This is a genomic window from Albidovulum sediminis (assembly GCF_025380365.1).
Classification (GTDB): Bacteria; Pseudomonadota; Alphaproteobacteria; order Rhodobacterales; family Rhodobacteraceae; genus Albidovulum; species Albidovulum sediminis.
Genome location: NZ_JAOCQF010000001.1, coordinates 2,081,153 through 2,105,687, shown reverse-complemented (window position 1 = coordinate 2,105,687; position 24,535 = coordinate 2,081,153). Strand labels below are relative to the sequence as shown.

26 protein-coding genes are annotated in these 24,535 nt (G+C 65.9%); 20 read left to right on the top strand and 6 right to left on the bottom strand.

The window, feature by feature from the left end:
- Window positions 1-82 precede the first annotated feature (82 nt).
- The 15 genes from N5I32_RS10370 to N5I32_RS10300 all read left to right on the top strand — a co-directional run bounded on the left by N5I32_RS10370 (window position 83) and on the right by N5I32_RS10300 (window position 14,389).
- Complete coding sequence (locus N5I32_RS10370; protein ID WP_261495496.1) at window positions 83-1,195, top strand: ABC transporter permease; 1,113 nt, start codon at window positions 83-85, stop codon at window positions 1,193-1,195.
- A 5-nt stretch (window positions 1,196-1,200) separates the two neighbouring features.
- Entirely contained in the window at window positions 1,201-1,965 is a 765-nt protein-coding gene (locus tag N5I32_RS10365; protein ID WP_261495495.1) for an ATP-binding cassette domain-containing protein, read from the top strand.
- On the top strand, window positions 1,958-2,740 hold the full coding sequence (locus tag N5I32_RS10360; RefSeq protein ID WP_261495494.1) for an SDR family oxidoreductase: 783 nt from the start codon (window positions 1,958-1,960) through the stop codon (window positions 2,738-2,740). Before N5I32_RS10365 ends, N5I32_RS10360 begins: the two co-directional genes overlap by 8 nt.
- Before the next feature lie 9 nt (window positions 2,741-2,749).
- Window positions 2,750-3,754 carry an inositol 2-dehydrogenase gene (iolG, locus tag N5I32_RS10355; RefSeq protein ID WP_261495493.1) on the top strand — a complete coding sequence of 335 codons (1,005 nt, stop codon included), beginning with the start codon at window positions 2,750-2,752 and terminating at the stop codon, window positions 3,752-3,754.
- A 407-nt stretch (window positions 3,755-4,161) separates the two neighbouring features.
- Entirely contained in the window at window positions 4,162-4,380 is a 219-nt protein-coding gene (locus N5I32_RS10350) for a Flp family type IVb pilin (RefSeq protein ID WP_261495491.1), read from the top strand.
- Between the two features lie 114 nt (window positions 4,381-4,494).
- Complete coding sequence (cpaB, locus tag N5I32_RS10345) at window positions 4,495-5,301, top strand: Flp pilus assembly protein CpaB (protein ID WP_261495490.1); 807 nt, start codon at window positions 4,495-4,497, stop codon at window positions 5,299-5,301.
- Between the two features lie 80 nt (window positions 5,302-5,381).
- Window positions 5,382-6,926: a pilus assembly protein TadG-related protein gene (locus N5I32_RS10340; protein ID WP_261495488.1), complete on the top strand. Its 1,545-nt coding sequence runs from the start codon at window positions 5,382-5,384 to the stop codon at window positions 6,924-6,926.
- A gap of 13 nt (window positions 6,927-6,939) precedes the next feature.
- Window positions 6,940-7,440 carry a TadE/TadG family type IV pilus assembly protein gene (locus tag N5I32_RS10335; protein ID WP_261495486.1) on the top strand — a complete coding sequence of 167 codons (501 nt, stop codon included), beginning with the start codon at window positions 6,940-6,942 and terminating at the stop codon, window positions 7,438-7,440.
- On the top strand, window positions 7,437-8,120 hold the full coding sequence (locus tag N5I32_RS10330) for a TadE/TadG family type IV pilus assembly protein (protein WP_261495485.1): 684 nt from the start codon (window positions 7,437-7,439) through the stop codon (window positions 8,118-8,120). The genes N5I32_RS10335 and N5I32_RS10330 overlap by 4 nt, the downstream gene beginning before the upstream one ends.
- A gap of 40 nt (window positions 8,121-8,160) precedes the next feature.
- Entirely contained in the window at window positions 8,161-9,369 is a 1,209-nt protein-coding gene (locus tag N5I32_RS10325; RefSeq protein WP_261495483.1) for a CpaE/TadZ family protein, read from the top strand.
- Between the two features lie 11 nt (window positions 9,370-9,380).
- Window positions 9,381-10,784, top strand: a complete 1,404-nt coding sequence (locus N5I32_RS10320; RefSeq protein ID WP_261495481.1) for a TadA family conjugal transfer-associated ATPase — start codon at window positions 9,381-9,383, stop codon at window positions 10,782-10,784.
- Window positions 10,771-11,739, top strand: coding sequence for a type II secretion system F family protein (locus N5I32_RS10315; protein WP_261495480.1), 969 nt, complete (start codon window positions 10,771-10,773; stop codon window positions 11,737-11,739). The genes N5I32_RS10320 and N5I32_RS10315 overlap by 14 nt, the downstream gene beginning before the upstream one ends.
- Window positions 11,740-11,751: 12 nt before the next feature.
- Complete coding sequence (locus N5I32_RS10310; protein ID WP_261495479.1) at window positions 11,752-12,759, top strand: type II secretion system F family protein; 1,008 nt, start codon at window positions 11,752-11,754, stop codon at window positions 12,757-12,759.
- 274 nt (window positions 12,760-13,033) lie between these two features.
- Entirely contained in the window at window positions 13,034-13,894 is an 861-nt protein-coding gene (locus N5I32_RS10305; protein WP_261495987.1) for a helix-turn-helix transcriptional regulator, read from the top strand.
- Between the two features lie 3 nt (window positions 13,895-13,897).
- Window positions 13,898-14,389, top strand: a complete 492-nt coding sequence (locus N5I32_RS10300) for an A24 family peptidase (protein WP_261495477.1) — start codon at window positions 13,898-13,900, stop codon at window positions 14,387-14,389.
- A 60-nt stretch (window positions 14,390-14,449) separates the two neighbouring features.
- Here the strand turns inward: N5I32_RS10300 and N5I32_RS10295 are convergent, their stop codons facing one another.
- Together N5I32_RS10295 and N5I32_RS10290 are read right to left on the bottom strand one after the other, a co-directional pair.
- On the bottom strand, window positions 14,450-15,850 hold the full coding sequence (locus N5I32_RS10295) for an aspartate aminotransferase family protein (protein WP_261495473.1): 1,401 nt from the start codon (window positions 15,848-15,850) through the stop codon (window positions 14,450-14,452).
- 142 nt (window positions 15,851-15,992) lie between these two features.
- On the bottom strand, window positions 15,993-16,652 hold the full coding sequence (locus tag N5I32_RS10290) for a GntR family transcriptional regulator (protein WP_261495981.1): 660 nt from the start codon (window positions 16,650-16,652) through the stop codon (window positions 15,993-15,995).
- A gap of 161 nt (window positions 16,653-16,813) precedes the next feature.
- Between N5I32_RS10290 and N5I32_RS10285 the strand changes: the two genes are divergently transcribed.
- The 5 genes from N5I32_RS10285 (at window position 16,814) to N5I32_RS10265 (ending at window position 22,091) form a co-directional block, all read left to right on the top strand.
- Window positions 16,814-17,899, top strand: a complete 1,086-nt coding sequence (locus N5I32_RS10285) for a polyamine ABC transporter substrate-binding protein (protein ID WP_261495472.1) — start codon at window positions 16,814-16,816, stop codon at window positions 17,897-17,899.
- A gap of 72 nt (window positions 17,900-17,971) precedes the next feature.
- Window positions 17,972-19,111 (top strand): ABC transporter ATP-binding protein, encoded by a 1,140-nt coding sequence (locus N5I32_RS10280; RefSeq protein WP_261495471.1) that lies wholly within the window; start codon window positions 17,972-17,974, stop codon window positions 19,109-19,111.
- Between the two features lie 16 nt (window positions 19,112-19,127).
- A complete protein-coding gene (locus N5I32_RS10275; protein WP_261495979.1) occupies window positions 19,128-20,018 on the top strand; it encodes an ABC transporter permease subunit in 891 nt (296 codons plus the stop codon).
- A complete protein-coding gene (locus tag N5I32_RS10270) occupies window positions 20,015-20,833 on the top strand; it encodes an ABC transporter permease (RefSeq protein WP_261495469.1) in 819 nt (272 codons plus the stop codon). The genes N5I32_RS10275 and N5I32_RS10270 overlap by 4 nt, the downstream gene beginning before the upstream one ends.
- A gap of 79 nt (window positions 20,834-20,912) precedes the next feature.
- The gene (locus N5I32_RS10265; RefSeq protein WP_261495467.1) at window positions 20,913-22,091 is read left to right on the top strand and encodes an amidohydrolase family protein; all 1,179 of its coding nucleotides are present in this window, start codon (window positions 20,913-20,915) and stop codon (window positions 22,089-22,091) included.
- Window positions 22,092-22,109: 18 nt separating this feature from the next.
- On the opposite strand, the gene N5I32_RS10260 is transcribed toward N5I32_RS10265, so the two are convergent.
- Genes N5I32_RS10260 through N5I32_RS10245 form a run of 4 tightly spaced genes read right to left on the bottom strand, consistent with a single transcriptional unit; the run spans window position 22,110 to window position 24,535 of the window.
- Window positions 22,110-22,535 carry a MarR family winged helix-turn-helix transcriptional regulator gene (locus N5I32_RS10260; RefSeq protein WP_261495465.1) on the bottom strand — a complete coding sequence of 142 codons (426 nt, stop codon included), beginning with the start codon at window positions 22,533-22,535 and terminating at the stop codon, window positions 22,110-22,112.
- The gene (locus N5I32_RS10255; protein WP_261495463.1) at window positions 22,532-23,116 is read right to left on the bottom strand and encodes an amino acid synthesis family protein; all 585 of its coding nucleotides are present in this window, start codon (window positions 23,114-23,116) and stop codon (window positions 22,532-22,534) included. The genes N5I32_RS10260 and N5I32_RS10255 overlap by 4 nt, the downstream gene beginning before the upstream one ends.
- Window positions 23,113-23,697 carry an amino acid synthesis family protein gene (locus N5I32_RS10250; RefSeq protein WP_261495461.1) on the bottom strand — a complete coding sequence of 195 codons (585 nt, stop codon included), beginning with the start codon at window positions 23,695-23,697 and terminating at the stop codon, window positions 23,113-23,115. The genes N5I32_RS10255 and N5I32_RS10250 overlap by 4 nt, the downstream gene beginning before the upstream one ends.
- Complete coding sequence (locus tag N5I32_RS10245) at window positions 23,690-24,535, bottom strand: UPF0280 family protein (protein WP_261495460.1); 846 nt, start codon at window positions 24,533-24,535, stop codon at window positions 23,690-23,692. The genes N5I32_RS10250 and N5I32_RS10245 overlap by 8 nt, the downstream gene beginning before the upstream one ends.

Below are 24,535 nucleotides of genomic sequence, written 5' to 3'. Positions count from 1 at the left end.
CCGCCCCGAGACTTTTCGGCCGGGATGAGTAGAGGCCGGCCGAAGTCCCATTCCGCGGATATCCTGGGGGGAGAAGCGCACCGTGGCACAGCCAACCCATGGCCTTGGCGGCCTGAAATACGATCCCGCGAAACGGACGCGCGCGCCCGAATGGAACGTGTTCGGCGCGCTGGTCCTCATCGTCGTGATCTTCGAGGTGCTGAACCGGGTGAACGGCGGGTCATTCCTTTTCAACATGCGTGACAATGTCGACGCGATCTTCAACCAGCAACGTCTGGACATCATGATCCTGCAGGTGGCGATCACCGGCATCATCGCCATCGGCGTGACGCAGGTCATCATCCTCGGCGGCATCGACCTTTCGTCGGGCAGCGTCGTCGGCGCCACCGCCATGATCGTGATGAGCTTCGCGCAGACAGCACTCGTGAACGGCAACCCGAACCCGAAGGCGATCTTCGGCGACTGGGCGATGGACCTGCCGGTGATCGTGCCCATCCTGATCGGCTTGGCCTGCGGCATGGCGGCGGGTTTCGTGAACGGCGCCCTGGTGGCCTACACCCGGATCCCGCCCTTCATCGCGACGCTGGGCATGATGGTGTCGGCGCGTGGCGTGGCGCGGTGGTGGTCGAACGGCCAGCCGGTCAGTTTCCCGACCGAGTCCTATGGCAGCCTTGCGAACGGCGACATCCTGGGCGGGCTGACCTTCGGGCTGATTTCCTGGCCGGGGCAGAACCCGGCGGTGATCTTCGTGATCCTGGCCGTTCTGTTCCAGCTGATCATGCTGAAGACGCTTTACGGCAAGCGCTGCTATGCCATCGGCTCGAACGAGGCGGCGGCGCGGATGTCGGGGATCAACGTCGACCGGCACAAGGCGCTGGTCTACACCATCGCGGGCATGCTGACGGCGGTCGCGGCGATCCTTCTCACCTCCAAGAACCTGACGGCGCAGGCGGGCATGGGGGTGATGTACGAACTGGACGCCATCGCCATGGCGGTGATCGGGGGCGTGTCGCTGGCGGGGGGGCGCGGCTCCATCATCGGGACCGTGCTGGGAGCTGCGATCTTTTCGGTGATCATCTCGGGCTTCACCTCGATCCGGCTCGACGCCTACTATCAGGAGATGGTGAAGGGCGCGATCATCGTCGGCGCGGTGGTGCTGGACCAGTGGCGGCAGCGCACGCGGGCAAGGGGGTAGGGACCATGTCGAGGATCATTCTGGAAACCCGCGGCCTGACCAAGCACTACGGCGGCGTCCACGCGCTGGAGGATGCGAACTTCGTCCTGCACGAGGGCGAACACGTGGCCGTGGTCGGCGACAACGGCGCGGGCAAGTCCACCTTCGTGCGCCAGGTGACGGCGGTGGAGCAGCGGACCGCGGGCGAGGTCATCTTCGACGGCCAGCCCGTGCACTTCGCAGGCCCGCTCGAGGCGCGGCAGGCCGGGATTGAGACGGTGTTCCAGACGCTCGCTTTGGCCGACGACCTCGACGTGCCGTCGAACCTGTTCCTCGGGCGCGAACTGTTCAGGTTCCGCTTCGGGCCGTTTTCCTGGCTCGACAAGAAGACGATGCGCGACCGCACGCTCGAGGCGCTGAAGACCACGGCGGTGAAGATCCCCAACGTCGACAACCCGATCCGCAACATGAGCGGTGGACAGCGGCAATGCGTGTCGATCGCGCGTACGGCGGCCTTCGCCTCGAAGCTCGTGATCATGGACGAACCCACCGCGGCCCTTGGCGTGCAGGAAACCGCACAGGTGGAAAACATCATCCGCGGGCTGAAGGCACGGGGCATCCCGATGATCCTGATCAGCCACAACCTGCGGCAGGTCTTCGACCTGGTGGACCGGATCGTGGTGTTCCGCCGCGGCCGCATCGTTGCCAGCCTGCGCAAGGAGGAGACCGACGGCAATGACATCGTCAGCTACATCACCGGCGTGAAGGGCGGCGCGGACACCTATGCATGACCATCGCGAAACGGTGGCGGTCGTCGCCGGCGGAACCCAGGGCCTTGGCCTTGCAATTGCGGAGCGTCTGGTGCGCGAGGGATGCAACCGCATCGTCGTGGCCGGGCGCCGTCAGGCCGAGGGCGCGGCTGCGGCCGGCACCCTCGCGGCGCTGGGGGCAGAGGCTCTGTTCGTCCCGGCCGACATGGGCCGGACGGCGGACGCGGTGGCGATCATCGACGCCGCGGCGGATCGCTTCGGCCGTGTCACGGCGCTGGTGAATGCGGCCGCGACAACCGAACGCGGCTCCATCCTCGACTGCACGGCAGAGGACTTCGACCGCCACATGGGGGTCAATGCGCGCGGACCTTTCTTCGCGCTCCAGCGCTTCGCGCAGCGGGCGGTGGCGGCGGGGCATCCGGCCAGCGCGGTGAACATCCTGTCCATGGTCACCCATTGCGGCCAGACCTGCCTCGCGCCCTATTCCGCGTCCAAGGCGGCGCTGGCGAACATCACCCGCAACGCGGCCCACACGCTGCGGCACCATCGCATCCGGGTGAACGGGGTCAACTGCGGCTGGATGGACACGCCCGGAGAGGACGCGGTGCAGCGCCGATTCCACGGCGCGACGGACGGCTGGCTTGAGGCGGCCGAGGCGCGGCAGCCTTTCGGCATGCTGGTCAAGCCGGCCCATGTGGCCGGGCTTGTGTCCTACATGCTGTCGGACGTTTCCGGCGTGATGACGGGGTCGGTCGTGGATTTCGATCAGAACGTGGCCGGGGCCTACCCGGAGTAAGGAGACAGCATGACACTGAGGTTCGGGCTTCTGGGCGCGGGGCGCATCGGCAAGGTTCACGCGCGCGCCATCACCGGCGACGCCGACGCGCGGCTGGTCGCGGTGGCAGACGCCATGCCTGCGGCCGCCGAGGCGGTCGCGGCGCAGTACGGCTGCGAGGTCCGCACGATCGAGGCGATCGAGGCCGCGGGCGACATCGACGCGGTGGTGATCTGCACGCCCACCGACACCCACGCCGACCTGATCGAACGCTTCGCGCGGGCGGGCAAGGCCATCTTCTGCGAAAAGCCGGTGGACCTGAGCCTGCGCCGGGTGCGGGACTGCCTTGCGGTCGCGGACGGTGCGGGGGCCACGCTGATGGTCGGGTTCAACCGCCGCTTCGATCCCGACTTCGCCGCGGTAAAGGCGGCCATCGACGCGGGCACCATCGGCGCGGTCGAGATGGTCACCATCACCTCGCGCGATCCCGCCGCGCCGCCCTACGACTACATCACCCGATCCGGCGGGATCTTCCGCGACATGACGATCCACGACTTCGACATGGCGCGCTGGCTGCTGGGGGAGGAGCCGGAGACGGTCCTGGCGGCGGCCTCGGTCCTTGTCGATCCGAAGATCGGGGAACTGGGCGACTATGACAGCGTGAACGTCATTCTGCGCACGGCCAGCGGCCGGCAGGCGATCATCACCAACTCGCGCCGCGCAAGCTATGGCTACGACCAGCGGATCGAGGTGCACGGGTCGCTGGGCGCCGTCAGCGCGCAGAACACGCATGAGGCGCGGATCGAGGTCGCGACCGCGACCGGTTTCGCGCGCCCGCCGCTTCTGGATTTCTTCATGAGCCGCTACACCGCGGCCTATGCGGCCGAGATCGCGGCCTTCATCGCCGCGGTCCGTGACCGGCGCGCGCCGCCGACGACGGGCGAGGACGGGCTGCGCGCGCTGGCGCTGGCCGATGCGGCGGTCCTGTCCGCGACAGAAGGACGCGCCGTCCGGGTTTCGGAGGTGCTGGGCTGACGCGGCACGACGTCCAAGGGCCGAAAAGTGGCGCTGTCTCGCTGAAAAGTTGTGGGGTGGGACGGGCATTCGCCAGAAAATTGGATCGATCCGGGCGCCTTGCCCGGATTGTTTCGTTTGTGGCATCGACGTGTTGGCGCTGTTGCGCACCGAATCGTGATTCTCGCGTGAAAACCGGGTGAGTCCGGCGCATCGGTGGGGGGCAGCGTCGCCTTTCGGGGGAAAAACCATGCATCAGGGTTTATCGCGCATGCAGAAATACAACCATGACGATAAATATTCATCAATCCAGACGATGCATTCCCGAAGGTAAACCGCGATGATGATGGGGAGCCGCAAGGAAGCCTTCCGGTTCGGACCCCGCCGGTGACCCGGCCATTTTCGGAACGCAATTGAGGGAGAAACAAATGCGTGACGCTCTGACCAAACTTTTTGCCCGCTTCCGCAAGGATGAAGAGGGCGTGACCCTTGTCGAATACGGCATCGCGCTGATCCTGGCGGTGACGGTCGGCGTGACCGTGCTCGGCGGCCTGGCCCGCGATGTGGACGCCCAGATGGACGCCGCCTGCAACCAGATGAACGGCACCGCGACCGGCGCCGGCACCGGCGGCTGCCCGACCAGCTAAGCTGGCCCGCCTCCACGACCGATCGGGGTACGGGCGCCAACGCCCGTACCCGCATTACAGAAGAAACGTCATCCGGTTCGGTGCGCCGCACCGAAGAGCAGAAAGGTCGCAGCCATGGCCATCAAATCCATTCTCGTCGCCCTTCTGGGTATCGCCGTCGCCGGTGGGTCGGCCTATGGCGCGCGCGAATATCTGCGTCAGACGGCGGCCACGGCCTCGGTCGACCCGACCAATGGCCTGGTGACCGCGATCGTCGCGGGCCGCGACATCAAGTTCGGGCAGGCCATCGAACCCCAGATGCTGCAGGTCGTATCCTGGCCGCGCGAGGCGCTGCCGGTCGGCGCCTTCACCGATCTCGACATGCTGCTGCCCCAGGCGGGCGGCCAGCCGCGCCGCGCCAAGAATGCCATGTCGGCGGGTGAGTTGATCCTGGCCTCCAAGGTGTCGAACTTCGGCGAGAAGGTCACCATCGTGCAGACGCTGGGTGAAAACAGCCGTGCCATGTCGATCCGCGTGGATGCGGTGACCGGCGTCGGCGGCTTCGTCACGCCGGGCGACACGGTCGATATCGTGCTGACCCAGGGCGGCGGCGAAAACCTGCGCGCCATCACCATTCTTCAGAACGTCCGCGTCATCGGTGTCGACCAGCTTGCGAACGAGGAGGAGAACGCCCCCGTCGTTGCCCGCACCGTCACCGTCGAAGTGTCGCCGGAAGACAGCCAGAAACTCGCGCTCGCTCAAAGTGCCGGAACGCTGAGCCTGACGCTGCGCACGCTCGACAGCGTCGTGGACAAGCCGCTCGACTCCATCCGCCTGTCCGACATCCTTCAGGAAAAGTCCCCTGTCGAGGAAGTGGAGCAGAAGTCGCGGATCAAGATCCGCCGCGCGAACGAGGTCGAGGAAGTCGAAATCAGCAACTGACGGCGCGGACGGGCGCCGCCAGAGGTGCCCGTCCGCCGTGTCGTCGGGCTGGCGGGGGCGTTGTGGAACGGAGCGAAGCGATGCGCAGGACTGCCGCCAGATTTGCGAAGGACGAAGACGGGGCGATCCTTGTCATGGTCGCCGTTTCGCTGGGCGTGATCCTTGGGATGATCGCGCTGTCCTATGACCTTGGCCGCATCGCCGCGACACAGTCCGAACTTCAGTCCTACGCCGATCACGTGGCGCTCGCCGCGGCGGGCGAACTGGACGGCGAGGCGGGCGCACGCGCGCGTGCCCAGGCCGCGGCCGCCAATTTCTTCACCGACCGCCAGACCTTCGGCGACGATGCGACCGGCCAGACGCTCAATTCGGCGGACTATGCGCTGACCTTCCTGCGGTCGCTTCCCGCCGTCGATACGGATGCCATCACCTCGACCCATGCCGCGACCACGGACCAGAATGCGATCTACGCGCGGGTGATCGTCACGCCCAAGACGGTTCCCTTCACCTTCGGCCGCGCCTTCTTTGCCCTGTCGGGCTTTGCCCAGCGCACGCCCATCGTCGGGGCCGAGGCGGTGGCGGGCTTCACCTCCTACGCCTGCGACATCACGCCGATGATGTTCTGCGTCCCGCCCGGCTTTGACGGCGATACCTGGCGCGGGCAGCAGATCCTCATGCGGTCGGGCGGCAACGGCGCGGCCTGGGGGCCGGGCGATTTCGGCTTCCTCGAACCCTCGACGCTGGCCATCGACTCCACCGGCGCCTGCGCGGGCTTGACTGGAGCCGGGCCGCTCTTGCGCTGCGTGCTGGGCGCGGTGGGCAGCGTCACCCAGTGCTTCGTCCAGCGCGGGGTCAACACCGAGCCGGGCCAGAAGGTCGGCATCACCAACGCGATGAACGCGCGTTTCGACATCTACCAGGGGTCGATGGACCGTAACGATCCGCTCTATGCCCCGGCGCCGAACGTCATCAAGGGTATTGTCCGGCGAGGCGGTGGCGGCGGCGGTAACCAGTGCATCGGCGCCAATTCCGACCCCTCACCCAACACGATGAAGCTGCCGCGGGACACGTGCTTCTATACCGACAGTTGCAACCTGGGATCGCCCAACCGCTACGGTGACGGCGACTGGTGGGGCGATGTCAGCCTGGACCTGGACGGCGACGGCACCGCAGAAACCGTGACCGGCTACGACGCCTATCTGGCGATGAATTATGGAGCGACGCCGCCGTCGGAACTGATCGGCCTGGGATCGACCCCGACCCGCTACCAAGTCTACAACGCCGAGATCGCCTATGCGCAGCGGACCCGCGGCAACATCCTGACCGGCCGCGCGGAAACCGGCCTGAACCAATGTGCCCCGGTGGCCAGCCCCGACCCCGAACGCCGGGTCATCATCGCGGCTGGTATCAACTGCGATCCCCTCAACGGCGGCGTGGAAGTCAACGGCCGCGAAACCAACGTGCCGGTCCAGGAATACGTGAAGATGTTCATCACCGAGACGATCGGCGATGACAGCGCGAGCCCGCCCACGGTAGATATCTGGGCCGAAGTGATCGAAAGCGCCGGCGGCAACGGCAAATCGGGCAGCGGCGTGTTCCACGAAATCGTCCAGCTGTATCGGTGAGGCAGAGATGGGCGTGCTTTCCTCCCTCCCAAGACGCCTGCGCCGTTTCCTCGGTCGGGACGAGGGCGCGGTTCTGGTGGAGTTCGCCTTCGTGCTGCCGCTTCTCCTGATCTTCTTCGCCGTGATCGTCGAAGGGACGCGGATGATGAAGAACTACCACAGCGCGATCTCCGGGGTGCGGGACGCCACGCGCTTCATGTCGCGGCATCTGCCCATCGACCTCTGCGCCGTCGCCCCGGCCAATCTGGACGGCTACAACACGACGCTTCGCAACATCGTCGGCCAAAGCGTCAGCGGCGTGACGCTGTTCCCGTCCGGCATCTCGCTGAGCACGGTCCAGGCGACCTATTCCTGCCCCGCGGGAACCTATCACGTCGAGCCTGCGGTGGTGCGTGTGACCGCGACGCTGACGATCAACTTCCCCTTCTCCTCGGTCTTCGAGCTTCTGGGCGGTGAAAGCTTCTCGAACCTCACCACCACGATCAGCGATTCAGCCAAGGTGTTCGGAACATGAAACGGGTTCGCGATATCCTGCGCGGGATCGCCCGCGGCGACCGCGGGGCGGCGCTGGTCGAACTGGCGGTCGTGGTGCCGCTGTTCCTGCTGGTGTTCCTGGGCATCATCGACTTCGGCCGGCTGGGCTACGATGTCGTAACGGCGGAAAAGGCCATGCAGCAGGCGGCGCGCATCGCCATCGTCCGCACACCCGCCTGCGCCGGCGTCACCGGTGTTCCCGTGGTTCCGAACACGACGGGGCGCGACCCCGCCAACAGCGACCCGATCCCGCCGCGCTTCGGCACGGCCTGCAACGCGGGCGGCACCATCTGCGCGCCGGTGGCGGAGGCAAGCTGCACCCTCGCGCAGGGGATTGCCGCGGGCAACGCGACCGCGATCGAGATCTGGAGCCGCATCGACGATATCGTGCCGGCGAACGCCACCGCCGCGAACGTGCGCATCACCTATACCGACAGCGCCGTACTCGGCAGCACCAACCTTCGCCTGGGCTTCCTCGGCGGGCCGTACATTCCCATCGTCACGGCGCAGGTGCAGGGCCTCACCTTCAACTTCGTCACGCCGATTGCGGGGTTCGTCCGGATGATGGGCGGCACCTCGACCTTCGCGCGATCCGTCCAGTTTCCTGCGCTCAGCGTTTCGCTGCCCGCCGAAGACCTGGCGCCGGGAGAGAACGGATGACCCCTGACTCATCGAACGGCCGGGAAAGAAAGGCAAGCATATGAAAGCCCAAGTGAAGTCCATCCTCGTGATCACGCCGGATGCCGCCGTTTCCAAGGCGATCGGCGCGGCCCTGGGCGGCGATCCCGGCCTCAAGGTCGACACCAAGGCCTCCACCCTGACACAGCTGAACGGCCAGGCGGTCAAGTTCGCGCAGGAACATGACTTCATCATCTTCGATACCGATCCCGGCAGCGAAGCAGACCTGCGCGCGATCGAGGATCTGGCGCGCAACCGTCGTGAGGGCACGATTCTGCTTGCCCTGACATCGAGCGACATATCGCTGGCAGCAGCGCGCAAGCTGACGCGCGCCGGTGTCGATGAGGTTCTGCCCTATCCGATCACCGGCGCGGAACTGTCCGAGCAGCTGGAGCGGCTGCAAGCGCGATCCACACCCGAGCCCGCGAGGGGCGGGGGTGCCCGTCTCGGCCGGCTGATCGCGATGGCGCAGGCGCGCGGGGGATCGGGTTCGACGACAGTGGCGCTGAATCTCGCCGACGCGCTGACGGGCAAGGGTGGGTTCCTGCACCGCGCCGACAAGCACAGCGTCGCGCTGGTGGATTTCGACCTGCAGTTCGGCACCATCGGATCGGCGCTGGACCTGGACGAACAGGATGCGCTGCTCAAGCTTGCGCAGGATGGAAACGTGCCCGACCTGCGCTTCCTCGAGCAGTCGATGTCGAAGATCCCCGGTGGCCTCTCGGTGCTGCCGGCCCCGTCCAAGTTCGCCCCCGTCGATGCCCTGCGCGCCGAACAGGTGGCGGCGATCCTCGACCTGCTCCGGCAGACCAACGACTATGTGGTGGTGGACCTGCCGCGCGCCCTGGTCGGCTGGGTCGAGCCGGTGATCGAGCAGGCGGACGAGCTTCTGATCGTCACCGACCTTGCGGTTCCCTCGGTCCGCCATGCGCGGCGCCTGATGGACTTCTTCAAGACGGTGAACGTCGGCCTTCAGACGACCGTCGTCCTGAACCGGGAAAGCCGCCCCCTGATGCGCACGAGCGTGCACAAGGAGGCCGCCACCGCCCTCAACAGCAAGTTGGAGTTCTGGTTGCCGCAGGACGACAAGGCCGCCCGTGCGGCTGTCGACCAGGGCAAACCCCTGACCGCGGTCGCTTCCCGTTCCCCGCTGACCAAGGCGATCGGCCAGCTTGCCAAAGCCATAACAAAAGCCCTGCCCGCCACCGCGCGGGTCGGGGCGACCAGATAGGAGGTTCGACCGTGTTCAAGAGTTTCACCCGCAGCAACGCTTCCCCGGCCGCCAATGTCATCGACATCGGTGGCGCGAAGGCGGCGGATTCGACCGTCCCTCTCTGGCAACCGTCCGAAGCCGACAACGAGCTGATCGAACGCCTGGAGTTGAAGAGTCAGCTGCACGAGGTGCTTCTGGAGCGGCTCAATCTGGCCGTGATCGACAAGGTCCAGCCCGAGGAACTGCGCCGCGAGGTGGCGGCGCTGGTGTCGAACGTCCTGTCGGCGCAGAAGCGCCCGATGCGGTCGGAGGAGTTCAACCAGCTGATCGACGAGCTTCTGGACGAAGTTCTGGGGTTTGGCCCGCTTGAGCCGCTGCTTGCCGATCCGACGATCAACGACATCCTCGTGAACTCCCACCGCAGCGTCTATGTCGAACGCTTCGGCAAGCTGGAACGCACCAAGGTCCGGTTCCGCGACGAACGCCACCTGCTGCGCATCATCGACAAGATCGTGTCGCGCATCGGTCGCCGGGTCGACGAAAGCCAGCCCTGGGTGGACGCGCGCCTTGAGGATGGTAGCCGCGTGAACGCGATCATCCGGCCCTGTGCCATCGACGGGCCAGCGCTGTCGATCCGCAAGTTTTCCCGCCATCCCCTGACGATGCAGCGGATGATCGACATCGGGTCCGTGACCGCGCCGGCGGCGGCGCTGTTGAAGGGGCTTGTCGAGGCGCGGCTCAACGTTCTGATCTCGGGCGGCACCGGGTCCGGCAAGACGACGATGCTCAACGCCATGTCGTCCTACATCGGCCACAGCGAGCGGGTGGTGACGATCGAGGATGCCGCGGAACTTCAGCTTCAGCAGGAACATGTCGTCCGGCTGGAAACCCGGCCGCCGACGCCGGGCGGCACCGGCGCCGTGACCCAGCGCGATCTCGTGCGCAACGCGCTCCGGATGCGACCCGACCGCATCATCGTGGGCGAGGTGCGGGGCGCGGAAACCTTCGACATGCTTCAGGCGATGAACACCGGGCACGACGGGTCGATGACCACCGTGCACGCGAACTCCGCCCGCGACGCGCTGGGCCGGATCGAGCAGATGGTGACGATGATCGGCATCGACTTCCCGCTGTCGGCCATCCGCGCGCAGATCGCGTCGGGCCTGCACATGGTCGTGCAGCTCAGCCGGATGAGCGACGGCAAGCGCCGGGTGGTGAGCGTGAGCGAGATCACCGGCATGGAAGGCCCGACCATCACCATGCAGGACATCTTCGTCTTCAAGCGGTCGGGCAAGTCGGAAAACGGCGACATTCTGGGGGATTTCGTTGCGACCGGCATTCGCCCGCGTTGCTCCGACCTCCTGCAGCAGGCGGGCGTGGACCTGCGCCAGGACCTGTTCCGGCGGGAAGGGGTGCAGGATGCCCGGACTTGACAGCTTCGAGATCGAGGCCCTGATCTACGTCGGCATCTTCGTCGGCGTGCTGATCGCCTACGAGGGCATTCGCCAGCTTCTGTCCCGGTCAGAGACGACCGGGGCAGCCCGCAGCCGGCGGATGCGCCTGATCGCGTCCGGCGCCACGACCGAGGATGTGCTGAGGCTTCTCAAGCCCTCGGTCGACCGTTGGGCGCTGGCACGGATACCCTTCATCGGCGACCTGCCGGTCGCGCTCCGGCAGGCGGGCTTGACGATCAACCCGGCCGTGGTGCTGACCGGGTGTCTTGCCGGGACCATCGTGCTTGCGGTCGCCGCGTCGTCCTTCATCGGCGCATTGCCCGCGGCGGGGCTCGCGCTCGCGTTCTGCTTCGTCGCCCCGGTGGTCGTCGTCCGCACCCTCAGGAACAAGCGGATGGACGCGATGGTGCGGCAGTTGCCGGATGCGCTCGACCTCATGGCGCGGGGCCTCAGGGTCGGTCACCCGATCAACACCACCATCGCCTCGGTCGCCAACGAGATGTCCGACCCGATCGCGACCGAGTTCGGCATCGTTCTGGACCAGGTCAGCTACGGCGACGACCTTCCCGACGCCTTCGGCGAATTCGCCGACCGGATCGACCAGGAAGACGTTCGCTACCTGGCAATCAGCATCGCCATCCAGCACGGAACGGGCAGCGACCTGGCGCGCGTGCTCAGCACGCTCTCGACGGTGATCCGGGCGCGCATGGCGATGCGGCGGCGCATCCAGGCGATCTCGGCCGAGGGGCGGCTGACGTCGATCTTTCTTTCGGCGCTTCCGGTCTTCATCCTGATCTCGACCCAGCTGACTTCGCCGAACTACTACATGGGGGTCGCCGATGACCCGCTGTTCAAACCCTTCGCGATCACCATCGCGACGCTCGTGGTGGCCAACTACCTCATCCTGAGGCGCCTGGTCGACTTCCGGATCTGATTGGAGAGTGTGATGTTCGAGGCATTCATGACCCGGCTTGCGGAGGACCCCGCGCTGTTCCAGACGCTGGTGGTGCTGGGGGTTGGCCTTGGCGTGATGCTGTTCGTCTACGGCCTGTTCGGCAGCGTCGGACAGAAAGACCCGGTCGCCCGCCGCATGGCCGGCGCCGGGGGCAAGGCACGCGCCAGCCGCCGGGATGCCGATATCCTGCGGTTCGTCCAGAACGACCCGACCGGGCTGATGCGCGCCATCGTCCCGGTCGATGAAAAGGAGCGCACGCAGATGCAGCGGCAGCTGGCGCAGGCCGGCTTCAACAGCCCGCACGCGCTGCGCAACTATTACCTGTTCCGGATCGTGATGGGTGTACTCCTGCCCGGGCTCTACATCTTCATGATCTACAATTCCCGCTCGTTGCTGGTGCCGATGCCCGACGCGGTGATCGACAACTTTTCCCAGTTGTCGCAGACGAAGATCACAGCAGGCATCGCGGCGCTGGTCTGGAGTGGCTTCTACGGACCCAACTACTGGCTGCGGGGCCGGGTCGAGAAGCGCCGCAGGCAGATCGAGGAGGCGTTCCCCAACGCGCTCGACCTGATCCAGATTTCGGTCGAAAGCGGGTTGAGCTTCGACGCGGCGATGACGCGCGTGGCCAACGAGATCGTGGCCACGGCGCCGATCCTGGCGGAGGAGTTCCTGATCACCCAGCGCGAGATCCAGGCAGGGCGGACACGCGACAGGGCGCTGATGGACCTGGCAGATCGCAGTGGTGTCCCGGAGGTCTTTTCGTTCGCCAGCGTGGTGATGCAGTCCATCCAGTTCGGCACAAGCATATCCGACGCGCTGACCACCTACGCCGCCGAGATGCGCCACACGCGCGAGATGCGGGCGCAGGAAAAGGCCAACAAGCTGCCGGTCAAGATGTCGGCGGTCCTGGCATCGCTCATGCTGCCCGCGCTTGTTCTGCTGGTTCTTGGCCCGGTCATCATCCGCTACCTTCGCAACGTGGCGGGCGCGGGCTGAGTCGGGCTGCCGGGCCGTCACAGCGGCGATTTGCAGCGATGCTTGCGAACAATTTCCGGAAAGGGGCGAAACTGGTCCGGGAAACGCTTCAAAATTTCTGCTCAGGGTTGTATTTGGGGGCCATTCCCCCGGCGATTGTGTCCGAACATTGACCCTCCCATGCCTGCGTCCTACCTTTTGATCGGGTAGTGGATGATGTCACGAGATGAGTCTGCGGGTGCAACGCAGGCCCTTTCAAGTGGCTGCCCCTCGGGGCTTGGAGGGTATCTTGGTTGTGTTCAGGAAGGCTCAAGCAACAGACGTTTCCGTATTCACCCTCGCGGATACCGCGGGTCTGATCGAATCGGTCGCTGGCTGGAGCGAAGCGCTTCACGGAAATGCCGCCCTGGACGATGCGTTCGCGTGCCTCGTCCGTGGCATGGGGGCCGAGGCGGGCGCCATCGTCCGGACCCATCCGGGCCGGCCCTTTCCCCAGATCGTGGCACTGCACGATGAGAAAGCGGGCGATGGTGTTTCCAGACCGCTGCGCGGAAGCTTCGCCGCGGCCCTGTTCGGCGCCTACCTCGAAAGCGCGATGCCTGCGACGGTCTGGCTTGCCTCGCAGCACGCCGACGAATCCGACACCGTCGCGGATGCGGGTCTTCTCGTCTGGCAGTCTGCGCGCCGGTTTCGCGAGATGGCGGTGCTGACGCTGACGTCGGATCCGTCGTTCCACGACCATATCGAGCTTCATTTCCGGGAGCGGCTGCCCGAATCCACGGTGGCGATGCTCAACGTGATCCTGCCTTCGGTTGCGCGCATCTGGGCGCGTCGCAAGGTTGGTCTTGTGACCGCGAAGGTGGCCGAGCGGTCCCGAAGCAGCGAAGGCCGGGCGCCTTTGACGGGACGCGGCCCGATCCTTGGCGCCGGCAATCCCGCGGACCTCAGCCGGGCGGAATTCCGGGTGTCGGTGCTGCTGAGCCGCGGCCTGTCGGTCAAGGGCGTCTCGACCGAGCTTGGCCTGTCCGAAGCAACCGTCAGGTCGCATCTGCGCAGCATCTATTCCAAGACCGGCACGCGCGGTCTTGCCCAGCTCGTCTTCCTGCTCTTGGAGCGGCCGGCGGGCTTCGAAGAACCAGCTCAACGCTGGGCGTGAACCATGACCCAGGCCGAGATCCTTCCCTACGTGCCGCTCGTCGCGGTGGCGCCGGTGATGCTGGCCGCGGGCTGGTTCGACCTGCGTTTCCTGCGCATCCCGAATGTGCTGAGCCTGATCGTCGTCTCGGCCTTCGTGGTCTTCAGCCTGGCATTCCCGCCCGAAGACCTTCTCTGGCGCCTGGCGGTGGCCGGGGGTGTCTTCGCGCTCGGACTGGTGGCCTATCACTTCCGCGCCTTCGGCGGCGGTGACGTCAAGCTCTTGTCGGCCCTGATGCTTCTGGTTCCGGTCGGATCGCTGGGTGTGTTCGCGAACGTCTTTTCCCTGTCGATGCTCGCCGGGATCGCGGTCATTCTGACGATGAAGCGCATACCGATCTTCGCGCGCACCGGCTGGGCCTCGATGCGGCCCGGACGGCATTTCCCGATGGGGGTGTCGATCGGCCTTGCCGGCCTTGTCCATCCAATCGCCGTCATCGCCCTGCATTCGGGCTGATGGTCACGTCCCAAGGGTGGGGCAGCAGGCCCGTCCGGTGGGGGACGGGCCTGCGTATTTTCACGCGGCCTTCAGAAGACCCTCGGCCTTGACCTTCGCATAGGCCTCATCCAGCGATTTCGTCGCGCGCGCGATCAGGGTATCGATCTGGGCCGGGGTGATCACCAGCGGGGGCGAGATGATCATGCGGTCGCCGACATGGCGCATGACAAGGTTGTTGGCGAAGCAGCGTTCGCGGGTGATGTAGCCGACGGTGCCGGCGTCCGAGGCGAACTTGGCCCGCGTTTCCTTGTTCGGGGTCAGCGCGATCGACCCCATCAGGCCCACAAGCTTCGCCTCGCCCACCATCGGGTGGTCGGTCAGGGCCTGCCAGCGTTCCATCAGGTAGGGATGGGCCACCTTGCGGACGTGATCGAGGACGTTCTCCTCCTGCAGGATCTCGAGGTTTCGGAGCGCCACGGCGGCAGCAACCGGGTGGCCGCTGTAGGTATAGCCGTGGTTGAAGTCGTCGCCCGACCGCGCGATCGTCTCATAGACCTCGTCGCAGATGATCGAGCCGCCGATGGGCGCATAGCCCGAGGACAGCCCCTTGGCGATGGTCATGATGTGGGGCTTGATGCCCAAGGTCTGGCTGCCGAACCAGTTGCCGGTGCGGCCGAAGCCGGTGATGACCTCGTCCGCGATCAGAAGGATGCCGAACTTTTCGCAGATGCGCTGGATTTCGGGCCAGTAGGTCGCCGGCGGGACGATCACGCCGCCCGCGCCCTGGATCGGCTCGCCGATGAAGGCGGCGACGCGGTCCGCACCCAGTTCCTCGATCTTCGCCTCAAGCTCACGCGCGCGCATCAGGCCGAAATCCTCGGGCGTCATGTCGCCACCCTCGGCGTACCAGTTCGGCTGGCCGATGTGGACGATGTTCGGGATCGGCAGGCCGCCCTGCGCGTGCATCCCGCCCATCCCGCCCAACGAGGCGCCGCCCATGGTCGAGCCGTGGTAGGCGTTCTTTCGGCTGATGATGATGTTGCGGTCCGGCTGCCCCTTCACGTCCCAGTAGCGGCGCACGAGGCGGATGTTGGTGTCGTTCGCTTCCGAGCCGGAGCCCGCGTAGAACACATGGTTCAGGTCGCCGGGCGCGAGCTTCGCGATTTCCGCCGCGAGCGCGATGGCGGGAACGTGCGAGGTCTGGAAGAAGGTGTTGTAGTAGCACAGCTCCTCCATCTGCCGCGCGGCGACCTCGGCCAGGTCCTTGCGCCCATAGCCGACGTTCACGCACCAGAGGCCGGCCATGCCGTCCAGGATCTCGTTGCCTTCGCTGTCGGTCAGGAACACGCCCTTGGCCCGCGTGATGATCCGCGCGCCTTTCTTCGCCAGCGCCGCATCCTCGGTGAACGGGTGCATGTGGTGCGCGGCGTCCAGCGCCTGCAGTTCCTTCGTCGGCATGTGATTGGTGATCGTCGTCATCGCGGTCTCCTTCCCGGGGGGCTGACTGGCCTGGAAAGGGAAAGGGAGCGTGCGCCGCACTGCCGCACCCCGCCCGGATTCGCAGGACTGGTCGATTGCTCCTCAGAATATGATCAAAATTTGCGCTGTCAATCTGATTTGATCAAACCTGGGTCGTCGACAGCGTCATGCGGATCTGCTCGATTCCCTGGTTCACGTCGTCCCGGATCGCATCGGCCACCGCCTCTGGCGAACCGGATCGCAGCGCCGCCAGCGCCTGCTGGTGCTTGTCCGGCAGGCCGTAGGTGCCGAGTCGGCCACAGACCACCCGCAGCGACGGCCCGCCGCGCAGAAGAAGCATCTGCGCAATCGCGAAAAGAATGACCGCCCCTGCCTGTTCGTAAAGCGTCGTGTGAAAGCGGTGGTTGTGCTCCAGATACGCCTTCACATCGCCGCGGCGGACGGCCGTGTTGAGGGAATCATCGATCGCTTCAAGCCGCGCGATCATCGCGGGGGTGATCTTCTGCGCCGCCAGATAGGCCAGCTGCGGTTCGATCGCCTGACGCGCGAAGGCCAGTTCGTCCAGTTGCGCAAGCGTCAGTTCGGGGACCGAGACGCGCCGGTTGCCCTGAAATTGCAGCGCGCCCTCCGCAGTCAACCTCCGGATGGCCTCGCGCACGGGGGTCATGCCCGCATCGAGGTCCGTAACAAGCCCTTGAATCGTAACTGCTTGACCCGGGGCAAGTTCTCCGAACAGGATCATCTCGCGAATCTTGCGATAGACGAGCTCATGGGTTGGGGGTTTGTGGAATTCCGCGTTCAATGACCCGTCGCCTCTCGTAGGGATCCGCCCGCCGGCATGTGGTGGATCGGGGAAACAGCCTATCCGTTCCCCCCGAAAATTACCATATTGTATTTTGGCGGGCATTTTGATCAAATGTTGGCAGTGGTGATGCTCTGCCGACATCACTCAGGGAGAATGACATGAAAAAAACACTGATATCCGTCGCCGCGCTGGTGGCGGTCGGCGCGTTCGCCGCAAATGCCGAGGAAGTCCACGTCTACAACTGGTCGGACTACATCGACGAGGAACTGCTGACCAAGTTCAAGGACGAAACCGGGATCGACGTCGTCTATGACGTGTTCGACTCGAACGAGATCCTCGAAACCAAGATGCTCGCCGGCGGTTCGGGCTACGATGTCGTCGTACCCACGGGCGGCTTCCTTCAACGCCAGATCCAGGCGGGCGCGTTCCAGAAGCTCGACAAGTCGCAGCTTTCGAACCTGGGCAACATGTGGGACGTGATCTCCGATCGCGTGTCGAAATACGACCCGGGCAACGAATACTCGGTCAACTACATGTGGGGCACGACCGGCATCGGCGTGAACATCAACAAGGTCAAGGAAGTGCTGGGCGAGGACGCGCCGGTCAACTCCCTGGCGCTAATCTTCGATCCTGCGAACATGGAAAAGCTCGCCTCCTGCGGCGTGCACATGCTTGACGCGCCGACCGAGATCATCCCCGCAGCGCTGACTTATCTGGGCGAGAACCCCGACGCGCAGGACCTCGAGACCATCGAGAAGGTGGAGCCGGTCCTGACCGCCATCGCGCCCTATGTGCAGAAGTTCCATTCGTCGGAATACATCAATGCGCTGGCCAACGGCGACATCTGCGTGGCCTTCGGCTGGTCGGGCGACGTGCTTCAGGCGCGCGACCGCGCGGCCGAGGCCAACAACGGGGTCGAGATCGAATATCATATCCCGAAGGAAGGTGCGCTGATGTGGTTCGACCAGCTGGCGATCCCGGCCGATGCCCCGAACCCCTCCGCCGCGCTCAAGTTCATCAACTTCATGATGGATGCGCAGAACGCGGCGGCCGCGTCGAACTATGTCTACTATGCGAACGGCAACAAGGCGTCGCAGGAGTTCCTGAACGAGGATGTGATCGGCGACAACGCGATCTATCCCGACGCGGAGACGACCGCGCACCTCTACACCACCACGCCCTATGACCCGAAGGTGAACCGGGGCGTCACCCGGCTCTGGACCAAGATCAAGTCCGGAACTTGACACGTTCGTCCGAACCCTCACCCCGCGCCCGACCGGCGCGGGGTTTTCTCGTAAATGAGGACACATGACATCATGGCCCAGCCCGGCACGCGCCCCGTTTTTGCGCCTTGGAACGATCCCGAACAGAAACCCCTGATTCAGTTCAAGAATGTCACCAAGAAATTCGGCGACTTCGTAGCCATCGACGACATCACCCTCGACATCTACCGACGGGAGTTCTTCGCGCTGCTCGGGCCGTCGGGATGCGGCAAGACCACGCTGATGCGCATGCTGGCCGGGTTCGAGACGCCGACCTCGGGCACGATCATGCTCGACGGAGTGGACATCGCGCCGGTGCCGCCCAACAAGCGACCCGTGAACATGATGTTCCAGTCCTACGCGCTCTTTCCGCACCTGACAGTCTGGGACAACATCGCCTTCGGCCTGCGCCGGTCCGACATGCCGAAGGATCAGATCCCGACCCGCGTCGAGGAGATGCTGCGCCTGACCCGGCTGGAGAAATTCGCCAAGCGCAAGCCGCACCAGATTTCGGGCGGCCAGCGTCAGCGTGTGGCGCTTGCGCGGTCGCTGGCCAAGGCGCCGAAGCTCCTGCTTCTGGACGAACCCCTGGGCGCGCTTGACAAGAAACTGCGCCAGGACACGCAGTTCGAACTGATGGACATCCAGGAAAAGACCGGCACCACCTTCGTGATCGTGACCCACGACCAGGAAGAGGCGATGACGGTCGCCTCCCGCGTGGCGGTGATGGACCACGGCCGGATGATCCAGGTCGACACCCCCGACCGCATCTACGAGACGCCAAGTTCGGTCTACGTCGCCGACTTCATCGGGGACGTGAACATCATCGAGGGCACCGTCTCGGATGTGACCGATGACAAGGTCCGGATCGACTGGGCCGAAGGTCAGCCGAAGATCAATGGCACCATCGCCGGCGGTCTTGCCAAGGGCACGCACGTTCACTACGCGATCCGGCCCGAGAAGATCGCCATCGCCACCCAGCCCCCGACCGACCGCGCCAACGTGATCGAGGGGACGGTCCACGACATCGCCTATCTCGGCAATATCTCGACCTACAAGGTGGAACTGGCGGGTGGACGCATGATGAAGGCGCAGGTGGCCAACGACCGCCGCATCGCCCGTCGCGAAATCACCTGGGACGACAAGGTCTGGCTGTCCTTCACGGACACCGCCGGCGTCGTCCTGCTGAACTGAGGGGGCAGCCATGAACCTGCGCCGCCTGTTCCTCATCCTTACGCCCTACGCGTGGCTGCTGCTGTTCTTCCTGATCCCCTTCGTGATCGTGCTGAAGATCGCGCTGTCCGACTACGCCATCTCGATCCCGCCCTATACCCCGACGCTCGACCTGTCGGCGGGCTGGGAGGGACTGAAATCCTTCCTGTCGGAGCTTGATGGCGAGAATTTCAGTTTCCTTGCATCGGACGCGCTTTACTACACCGCCTATCTCTCAAGCCTGAAGATCGCGCTGATATCCACGGTGTTGACGCTGCTGGTAGGCTATCCCATCGCCTACGGCATGGCGCAGGCGCCGGAGGAGTGGCGCCCGACGCTGATGATGCTGGTGATCCTGCCATTCTGGACCTCGTTCCTGATCCGCGTCTATTCCTGGATCGGCATCCTCGCGAACGAAGGCTTTCTGAACCAGTTCCTGATGTGGACGGGGATCATCAGCGAACCCCTCGCGATCATGAACACGCAGCGCGCGGTCTATGTCGGGATCGTCTACTCCTACCTGCCGTTCATGATCCTGCCGATCTACGCGGCGCTGGAAAAGCTGGACGGGTCGCTGATCGAGGCGGCAGAGGATCTCGGCTGTTCCAAGGCTTCGGCGTTCTGGCTGGTGACCTTCCCGCTGTCCATTCCGGGTGTCATCGCCGGCTGCTTCCTGGTCTTCATCCCGGCGCTCGGCGAATTCGTCATCCCCTCGCTTCTGGGCGGGTCCGACACGCTGATGATCGGCAAGGTCCTTTATGAGGAGTTCTTCTCCAACCGCGACTGGCCGGTGGCCTCGGCGGTGGCAGTTGTGCTGCTGCTGATCCTGATCGTGCCCATCGTGCTGTTCCAGCGCAACGAGCAGAAGCAGAGGGAGGCGAACCAATGAACCGCCGCTTCTCCTGGTTCAACGCGACCTCGCTGACGCTCGGCTTCGCGTTCCTCTACCTGCCGATGCTCATCCTCGTGATCTACAGCTTCAACGCCTCGAAGCTGGTCACGGTCTGGGCGGGGTTCTCGACGAAGTGGTACGGGGAACTCTTGACGAACGAGGCGTTCCTGAGCGCGGCCTGGGTCACGCTCAAGGTCGCGGTCATCTCCTCGACCGTGGCAACGGTGCTGGGGACGATGGCCGCCTACGTGCTGGTGCGCGCGGGCCGCTTCACGGGCCGGACGCTGTTTTCGGGGATGATCTACGCGCCCATCGTCATGCCCGAGGTGATCACCGGCCTTGCCATGCTGCTTCTGTTCATCTCGCTCGGGCTTGACCGGGGGGTGACCACGATCATCCTGGCGCACATCACCTTCACGATGTGCTTCGTCTCGGTCGTCGTCTCCTCCCGCCTGGTCACCTTCGACAAGTCGCTGGAGGAGGCCGCACTCGACCTTGGCTGCACGCCCTTCGACGCGTTCAAGTCGGTGACGCTGCCGATCATCGCGCCGGCGGTTGTCTCGGGCTGGCTTCTGGCCTTCACGCTGTCGCTCGACGACCTCGTGATCTCGCAGTTCGTCGCCGGGCCGTCCTCCACCACGCTGCCGATGAAGATTTTCTCGGCCGTGCGCCTGGGCGTCAGTCCGGAAATCAACGCCCTGTCCACGATCCTCATTTCCATCGTCACCGTAGGCGTGATCTCCGCCTCGCTGATCTCCAAGCGCAATATCGCGCGGCAGCGGGCGGACGAACAGAAGGCGCTGCAACTGTAGGCGACCGATGCCGGCCCCTTGATCGGGGGCCGGCATGTGTTAGCGTGCTAATGATCCAACCGGCCTAGGGGAGGCGATCATGGAGCATGCGTCGAAAAAGCTCGTCATCCGCAACATCGGCCTGATGCTGTCGGGCAAGCTCGAACAGCCGATCTACGATGCCGATTGCCTGGTTGCCATCGACGGCCGTATTTCCGATTGGGGCCGCGAAAAGGATCTGGATACCGAAGGCGCCACGACGCTGATCGACGCGCAGGGCACGACGCTGGCCCCCGGCCTGATTGACAGCCACGTGCACCCGGTGGTCGGCGACTATACGCCCCGCCAGCAGCAATTGCACTGGATCGACAGCACCCTGCACGGCGGTGTCACCACGATGATCTCGGCCGGCGAGGTGCACATGCCCGGGCGGCCCAAGGATATCGTCGGGCTGAAGGCCATGGCGATCGCGTCGCAGCGCTGGTACGAGAATTTCCGCCCCTCGGGCGTCAAGGTCCTGGCCGGCGCGCCGGTCATCGAGCACGGGATGGAGGAGCACGACTTCAAGGACCTGGCCGATGCCGGCGTGAAGCTCCTGGGCGAGATCGGGCTCGGCTCGGTCAAGGACGGCAGGACCGCACGGCAGATGGTCGACTGGGCGCGCAAGTACGGCATCCAGTCCACGATCCACACCGGCGGCCCCTCGATCCCCGGCTCGGGGCTGATCGACGCCGACATGGTGCTGGAAACCGGCACTGATGTGGTCGGCCACATCAACGGCGGCCACTCCGCGCTGCCCGACGACCAGATCGTGTGCCTGTGCGAAAACTGCCTCAAGGGGCTGGAGATCGTCCACAACGGCAACGAACGCGCCGCGCTCCTCACCCTCAACACCGCGCGGGAACTGGGCAAGATGGACCAGATCATCCTGGGCACCGACGGGCCGGCGGGGTCGGGGGTGCAGCCCCTGGGCATCCTGCGCATGGTTGCGATGCTGTCCGCGCTGGGCAACGTTCCGGCGGAACTGGCGTTCTGCTTTGCCACCGGCAACACCGCGCGCCAGCGCGAGCTTGACGTGGGCCTGATCGAGCGCGGCTATGCCGCCGACTTCGTGCTGATGGACCAGGCCCAGCATTCTGGCGGCAAGACGATTCTGGAATCGGTGCAACTGGGTAACCTGCCCGGTGTCGGCATGACCATCATCGACGGAGAGGTGCGGTCGAACCGCAGCCGCAACACCCCGCCCGCGTGGAAGATCCCCGAAGTCGTGAAGGGCTGAGCGGCGAAAGTCCGGCGCTCAGACGAGCCTGCGCAGCAGCGCCAGCAGCGTCTCCTGCTCGGCCGGGTCAAGCGGTTCCAGCGTGTCGGCGGTCACCGCGTGGCCGCGCGCGTGCAGGTCCGCGATCATCGCCTTGCCCTTCTGCGACAGCGACAGAAGGCTCCGGCGCTTGTCACCGGGGTCGGCGTTCTGCGTTACCAGGCCCTTGGCGCGCAGCCTGTCCACCACGCCCTTGACGGTGGCCACATCCATGGCCGTCTGGCGCCCCAACTCGTTTTGCGAGCACTGTCCCATCTCCGCCAGCCGCACCATCGCCGCGAACTGCGTGGGCGTCAGGTCGGACCCCAGTCGCGCCAGGAACAGCGTCGCATGCCGCTGGCTCGCCAGCCGCAGGATGTAGCCCACCTGGTCGTCAAGCCTGTAGGGGCGTTCGGCCCCCCTCACCGAAGACCGTCCTTGCCCTCGGCCTCACTCGCCTTCAAACCGCCGACACGGGGCAGCGGCCGGCCGCTGTCGGTCACCGCGACGGCCACCATGATCTCATTCGCGCGCGGGGCGTCGTTCATCCGCACCTCGACCCCGTCGAAATGCGACCGGACATAGGCCGCGTCCTTGTGGCCCAGCGGCACGTCGAGGTCCTGTCCGGGGCCGCCCATCTTCTTCGATGAGGGCACAAGGGCCGCGCCCTTCTCGACCGCCGCGCGCAGGGGCGCGCCAAGCTTGGGGTGCAGGATTGCGGCAGCGTGCTCAAGCTCGCCGTTCTCGCCCACCATCGCCGCCTTGCCGTAGCTTTCCGCCTGACGCGGCTCGATCCCCAGCGCCTTGACGCAGCGTTCGCCCAGCAGCCCGCCAAGCTCCGCGCCTATGTCCATCAGGTCGGTCAGATCCTCGACATAGCGGCCGGCGAAGGGGTTGGCGATGACCGCGACGGCCACGGCCTTGCGGGTCGCGGGCGTGATATCCCGGCCCATTTCCTTGTGGGTTTCCTCGACCCAGACGGCCAGCTTGCGAATGTCGGCCTTCATCTCAACCCGTCCTCCCCCTTGATGTCCCCGGCTTCCAGCCCGCCGGCGCGGGAATGGATCCGCGGACCCGTGGTCATGACCAGCGCCAGCAGCATCTCGTCGGCGCGCGGCGCGTCGTTCAGCCCCACTTCCATCGAGTCGAAGTGGCTGCGGACGTAGCTTGCGTTGACGTGGGTCACCGGCACGTCAAGGCGCGCGCCCACGCCCCCCACCTTCTTGGCCGAGGGCACAATGGCCTTCGCCCCGCCCAGTACCTCGCGCATGGCATAGCCGCCCGGCGCATGCCAGAGCGCGCCGTGTTCCAGTTCCCCGGCGGCGCCGACGATGGCGCCCTTGCCGTAGCCCTCGACCACCGACGGATCGCCCCCGAGGGCTGCGACCAGCCGCCGGGCCATCATCAGGCCGAGCGGTTTCAGATCGTCCATGAAACCCTGGATCTCGGGCTCATACCGGCCGGCGAAAGGATTGCGGATGACGGCGACGGCGGCCGCCCGCAGCAGGGGCTTTTCCGCGCGCGGGCCGCCTTCGTGGTGGATCTCCTCGACCACGGTCAGGAACTTGCGCAGTTCGGGTTCAGGCATGGGCAAGGGCCTCCGTCATGGGCAGGGGGGTGAGCACGCGCGCGCACCCGTTCAGGAATAGCGCAGCCCCAGCTATTAGGCCAAGGCTTCGCATCGCACGGGCCTCCTTCAGCCCCCGGTCGAGCGCGGCAGCGGTTTCCCCGGCCGTCAGCGCGCCGACGGCGCGGGTCACGAGACGCTCGCCCAGATCGCTGTCGGCCTGGATGTCCGAGGCCGGGCAGCGGGCTATCGCCGGGTGGCCGGGCAGGTCCACCTCGTTCGCGACAAGGGTCGCGGCCGCGTCCGCCGCCGCCGCGGTGGCGGCCAGCACGGTGACGCTGTCGGCGATGCCGAACGACAGGCTGCGCCCGCCGCGGCCCGACGTGGCGATCCCGCCGATGCCGTCGCCGGCGCGGATCTCGACCCGGCCGAGTGTCGAGGCGTCAAGGCCCGCCATCCCGGCGCGGTAGGTCTGGTCCGGCGCAAGGTAGATCGCGATGTCGCCGCCGTCGTTCACATAGGCGCGCGAAAGCCCGCCCGAGGCCAGCATGGCGGCAAGAACCTCGTCCGCGACCGCCCCCGCGACGGCGGCCATCGGGGTGACGAAGTGGCGCCGGCCATGCGGCTCGACCGCGCGTGCCATGCGCCGGGCAACCGGCCCGAGGGGGCGCTGCCTGCCCAGCGGGCGGCGCAGAAGCGGCAGTTCCCCCACCAGTTCGTCCAGCAGGGGCGCAAAGCGCCGGGCGGCCGCGGCAAAGGCCGCCTCACGCCCCGGTCCCTCTGCGCCGATGACAAGGTCGATCGGCCCGTGCTGAAGGTGCAGGCGGTCGCCGGGCAGGCGGGCGGCGGTGGCAGGCAT

What these genes read in the sequence shown, in the direction of transcription:
- N5I32_RS10365 (WP_261495495.1), top strand. Translation starts at nt 1,201, where the DNA reads ATGTCGAGGATCATTCTGGAAACCCGCGGCCTGACCAAGCACTACGGC.
- N5I32_RS10360 (WP_261495494.1), top strand. Translation starts at nt 1,958, where the DNA reads ATGCATGACCATCGCGAAACGGTGGCGGTCGTCGCCGGCGGAACCCAG.
- iolG (WP_261495493.1), top strand. Translation starts at nt 2,750, where the DNA reads ATGACACTGAGGTTCGGGCTTCTGGGCGCGGGGCGCATCGGCAAGGTT.
- N5I32_RS10350 (WP_261495491.1), top strand. Translation starts at nt 4,162, where the DNA reads ATGCGTGACGCTCTGACCAAACTTTTTGCCCGCTTCCGCAAGGATGAA.
- cpaB (WP_261495490.1), top strand. Translation starts at nt 4,495, where the DNA reads ATGGCCATCAAATCCATTCTCGTCGCCCTTCTGGGTATCGCCGTCGCC.
- N5I32_RS10340 (WP_261495488.1), top strand. Translation starts at nt 5,382, where the DNA reads ATGCGCAGGACTGCCGCCAGATTTGCGAAGGACGAAGACGGGGCGATC.
- N5I32_RS10330 (WP_261495485.1), top strand. Translation starts at nt 7,437, where the DNA reads ATGAAACGGGTTCGCGATATCCTGCGCGGGATCGCCCGCGGCGACCGC.
- N5I32_RS10325 (WP_261495483.1), top strand. Translation starts at nt 8,161, where the DNA reads ATGAAAGCCCAAGTGAAGTCCATCCTCGTGATCACGCCGGATGCCGCC.
- N5I32_RS10315 (WP_261495480.1), top strand. Translation starts at nt 10,771, where the DNA reads ATGCCCGGACTTGACAGCTTCGAGATCGAGGCCCTGATCTACGTCGGC.
- N5I32_RS10310 (WP_261495479.1), top strand. Translation starts at nt 11,752, where the DNA reads ATGTTCGAGGCATTCATGACCCGGCTTGCGGAGGACCCCGCGCTGTTC.
- N5I32_RS10300 (WP_261495477.1), top strand. Translation starts at nt 13,898, where the DNA reads ATGACCCAGGCCGAGATCCTTCCCTACGTGCCGCTCGTCGCGGTGGCG.
- N5I32_RS10295 (WP_261495473.1), bottom strand. Translation starts at nt 15,850, where the DNA reads ATGACGACGATCACCAATCACATGCCGACGAAGGAACTGCAGGCGCTG.
- N5I32_RS10285 (WP_261495472.1), top strand. Translation starts at nt 16,814, where the DNA reads ATGAAAAAAACACTGATATCCGTCGCCGCGCTGGTGGCGGTCGGCGCG.
- N5I32_RS10280 (WP_261495471.1), top strand. Translation starts at nt 17,972, where the DNA reads ATGGCCCAGCCCGGCACGCGCCCCGTTTTTGCGCCTTGGAACGATCCC.
- N5I32_RS10270 (WP_261495469.1), top strand. Translation starts at nt 20,015, where the DNA reads ATGAACCGCCGCTTCTCCTGGTTCAACGCGACCTCGCTGACGCTCGGC.
- N5I32_RS10265 (WP_261495467.1), top strand. Translation starts at nt 20,913, where the DNA reads ATGGAGCATGCGTCGAAAAAGCTCGTCATCCGCAACATCGGCCTGATG.
- N5I32_RS10255 (WP_261495463.1), bottom strand. Translation starts at nt 23,116, where the DNA reads ATGAAGGCCGACATTCGCAAGCTGGCCGTCTGGGTCGAGGAAACCCAC.
- N5I32_RS10250 (WP_261495461.1), bottom strand. Translation starts at nt 23,697, where the DNA reads ATGCCTGAACCCGAACTGCGCAAGTTCCTGACCGTGGTCGAGGAGATC.
- N5I32_RS10245 (WP_261495460.1), bottom strand. Translation starts at nt 24,535, where the DNA reads ATGCCTGCCACCGCCGCCCGCCTGCCCGGCGACCGCCTGCACCTTCAG.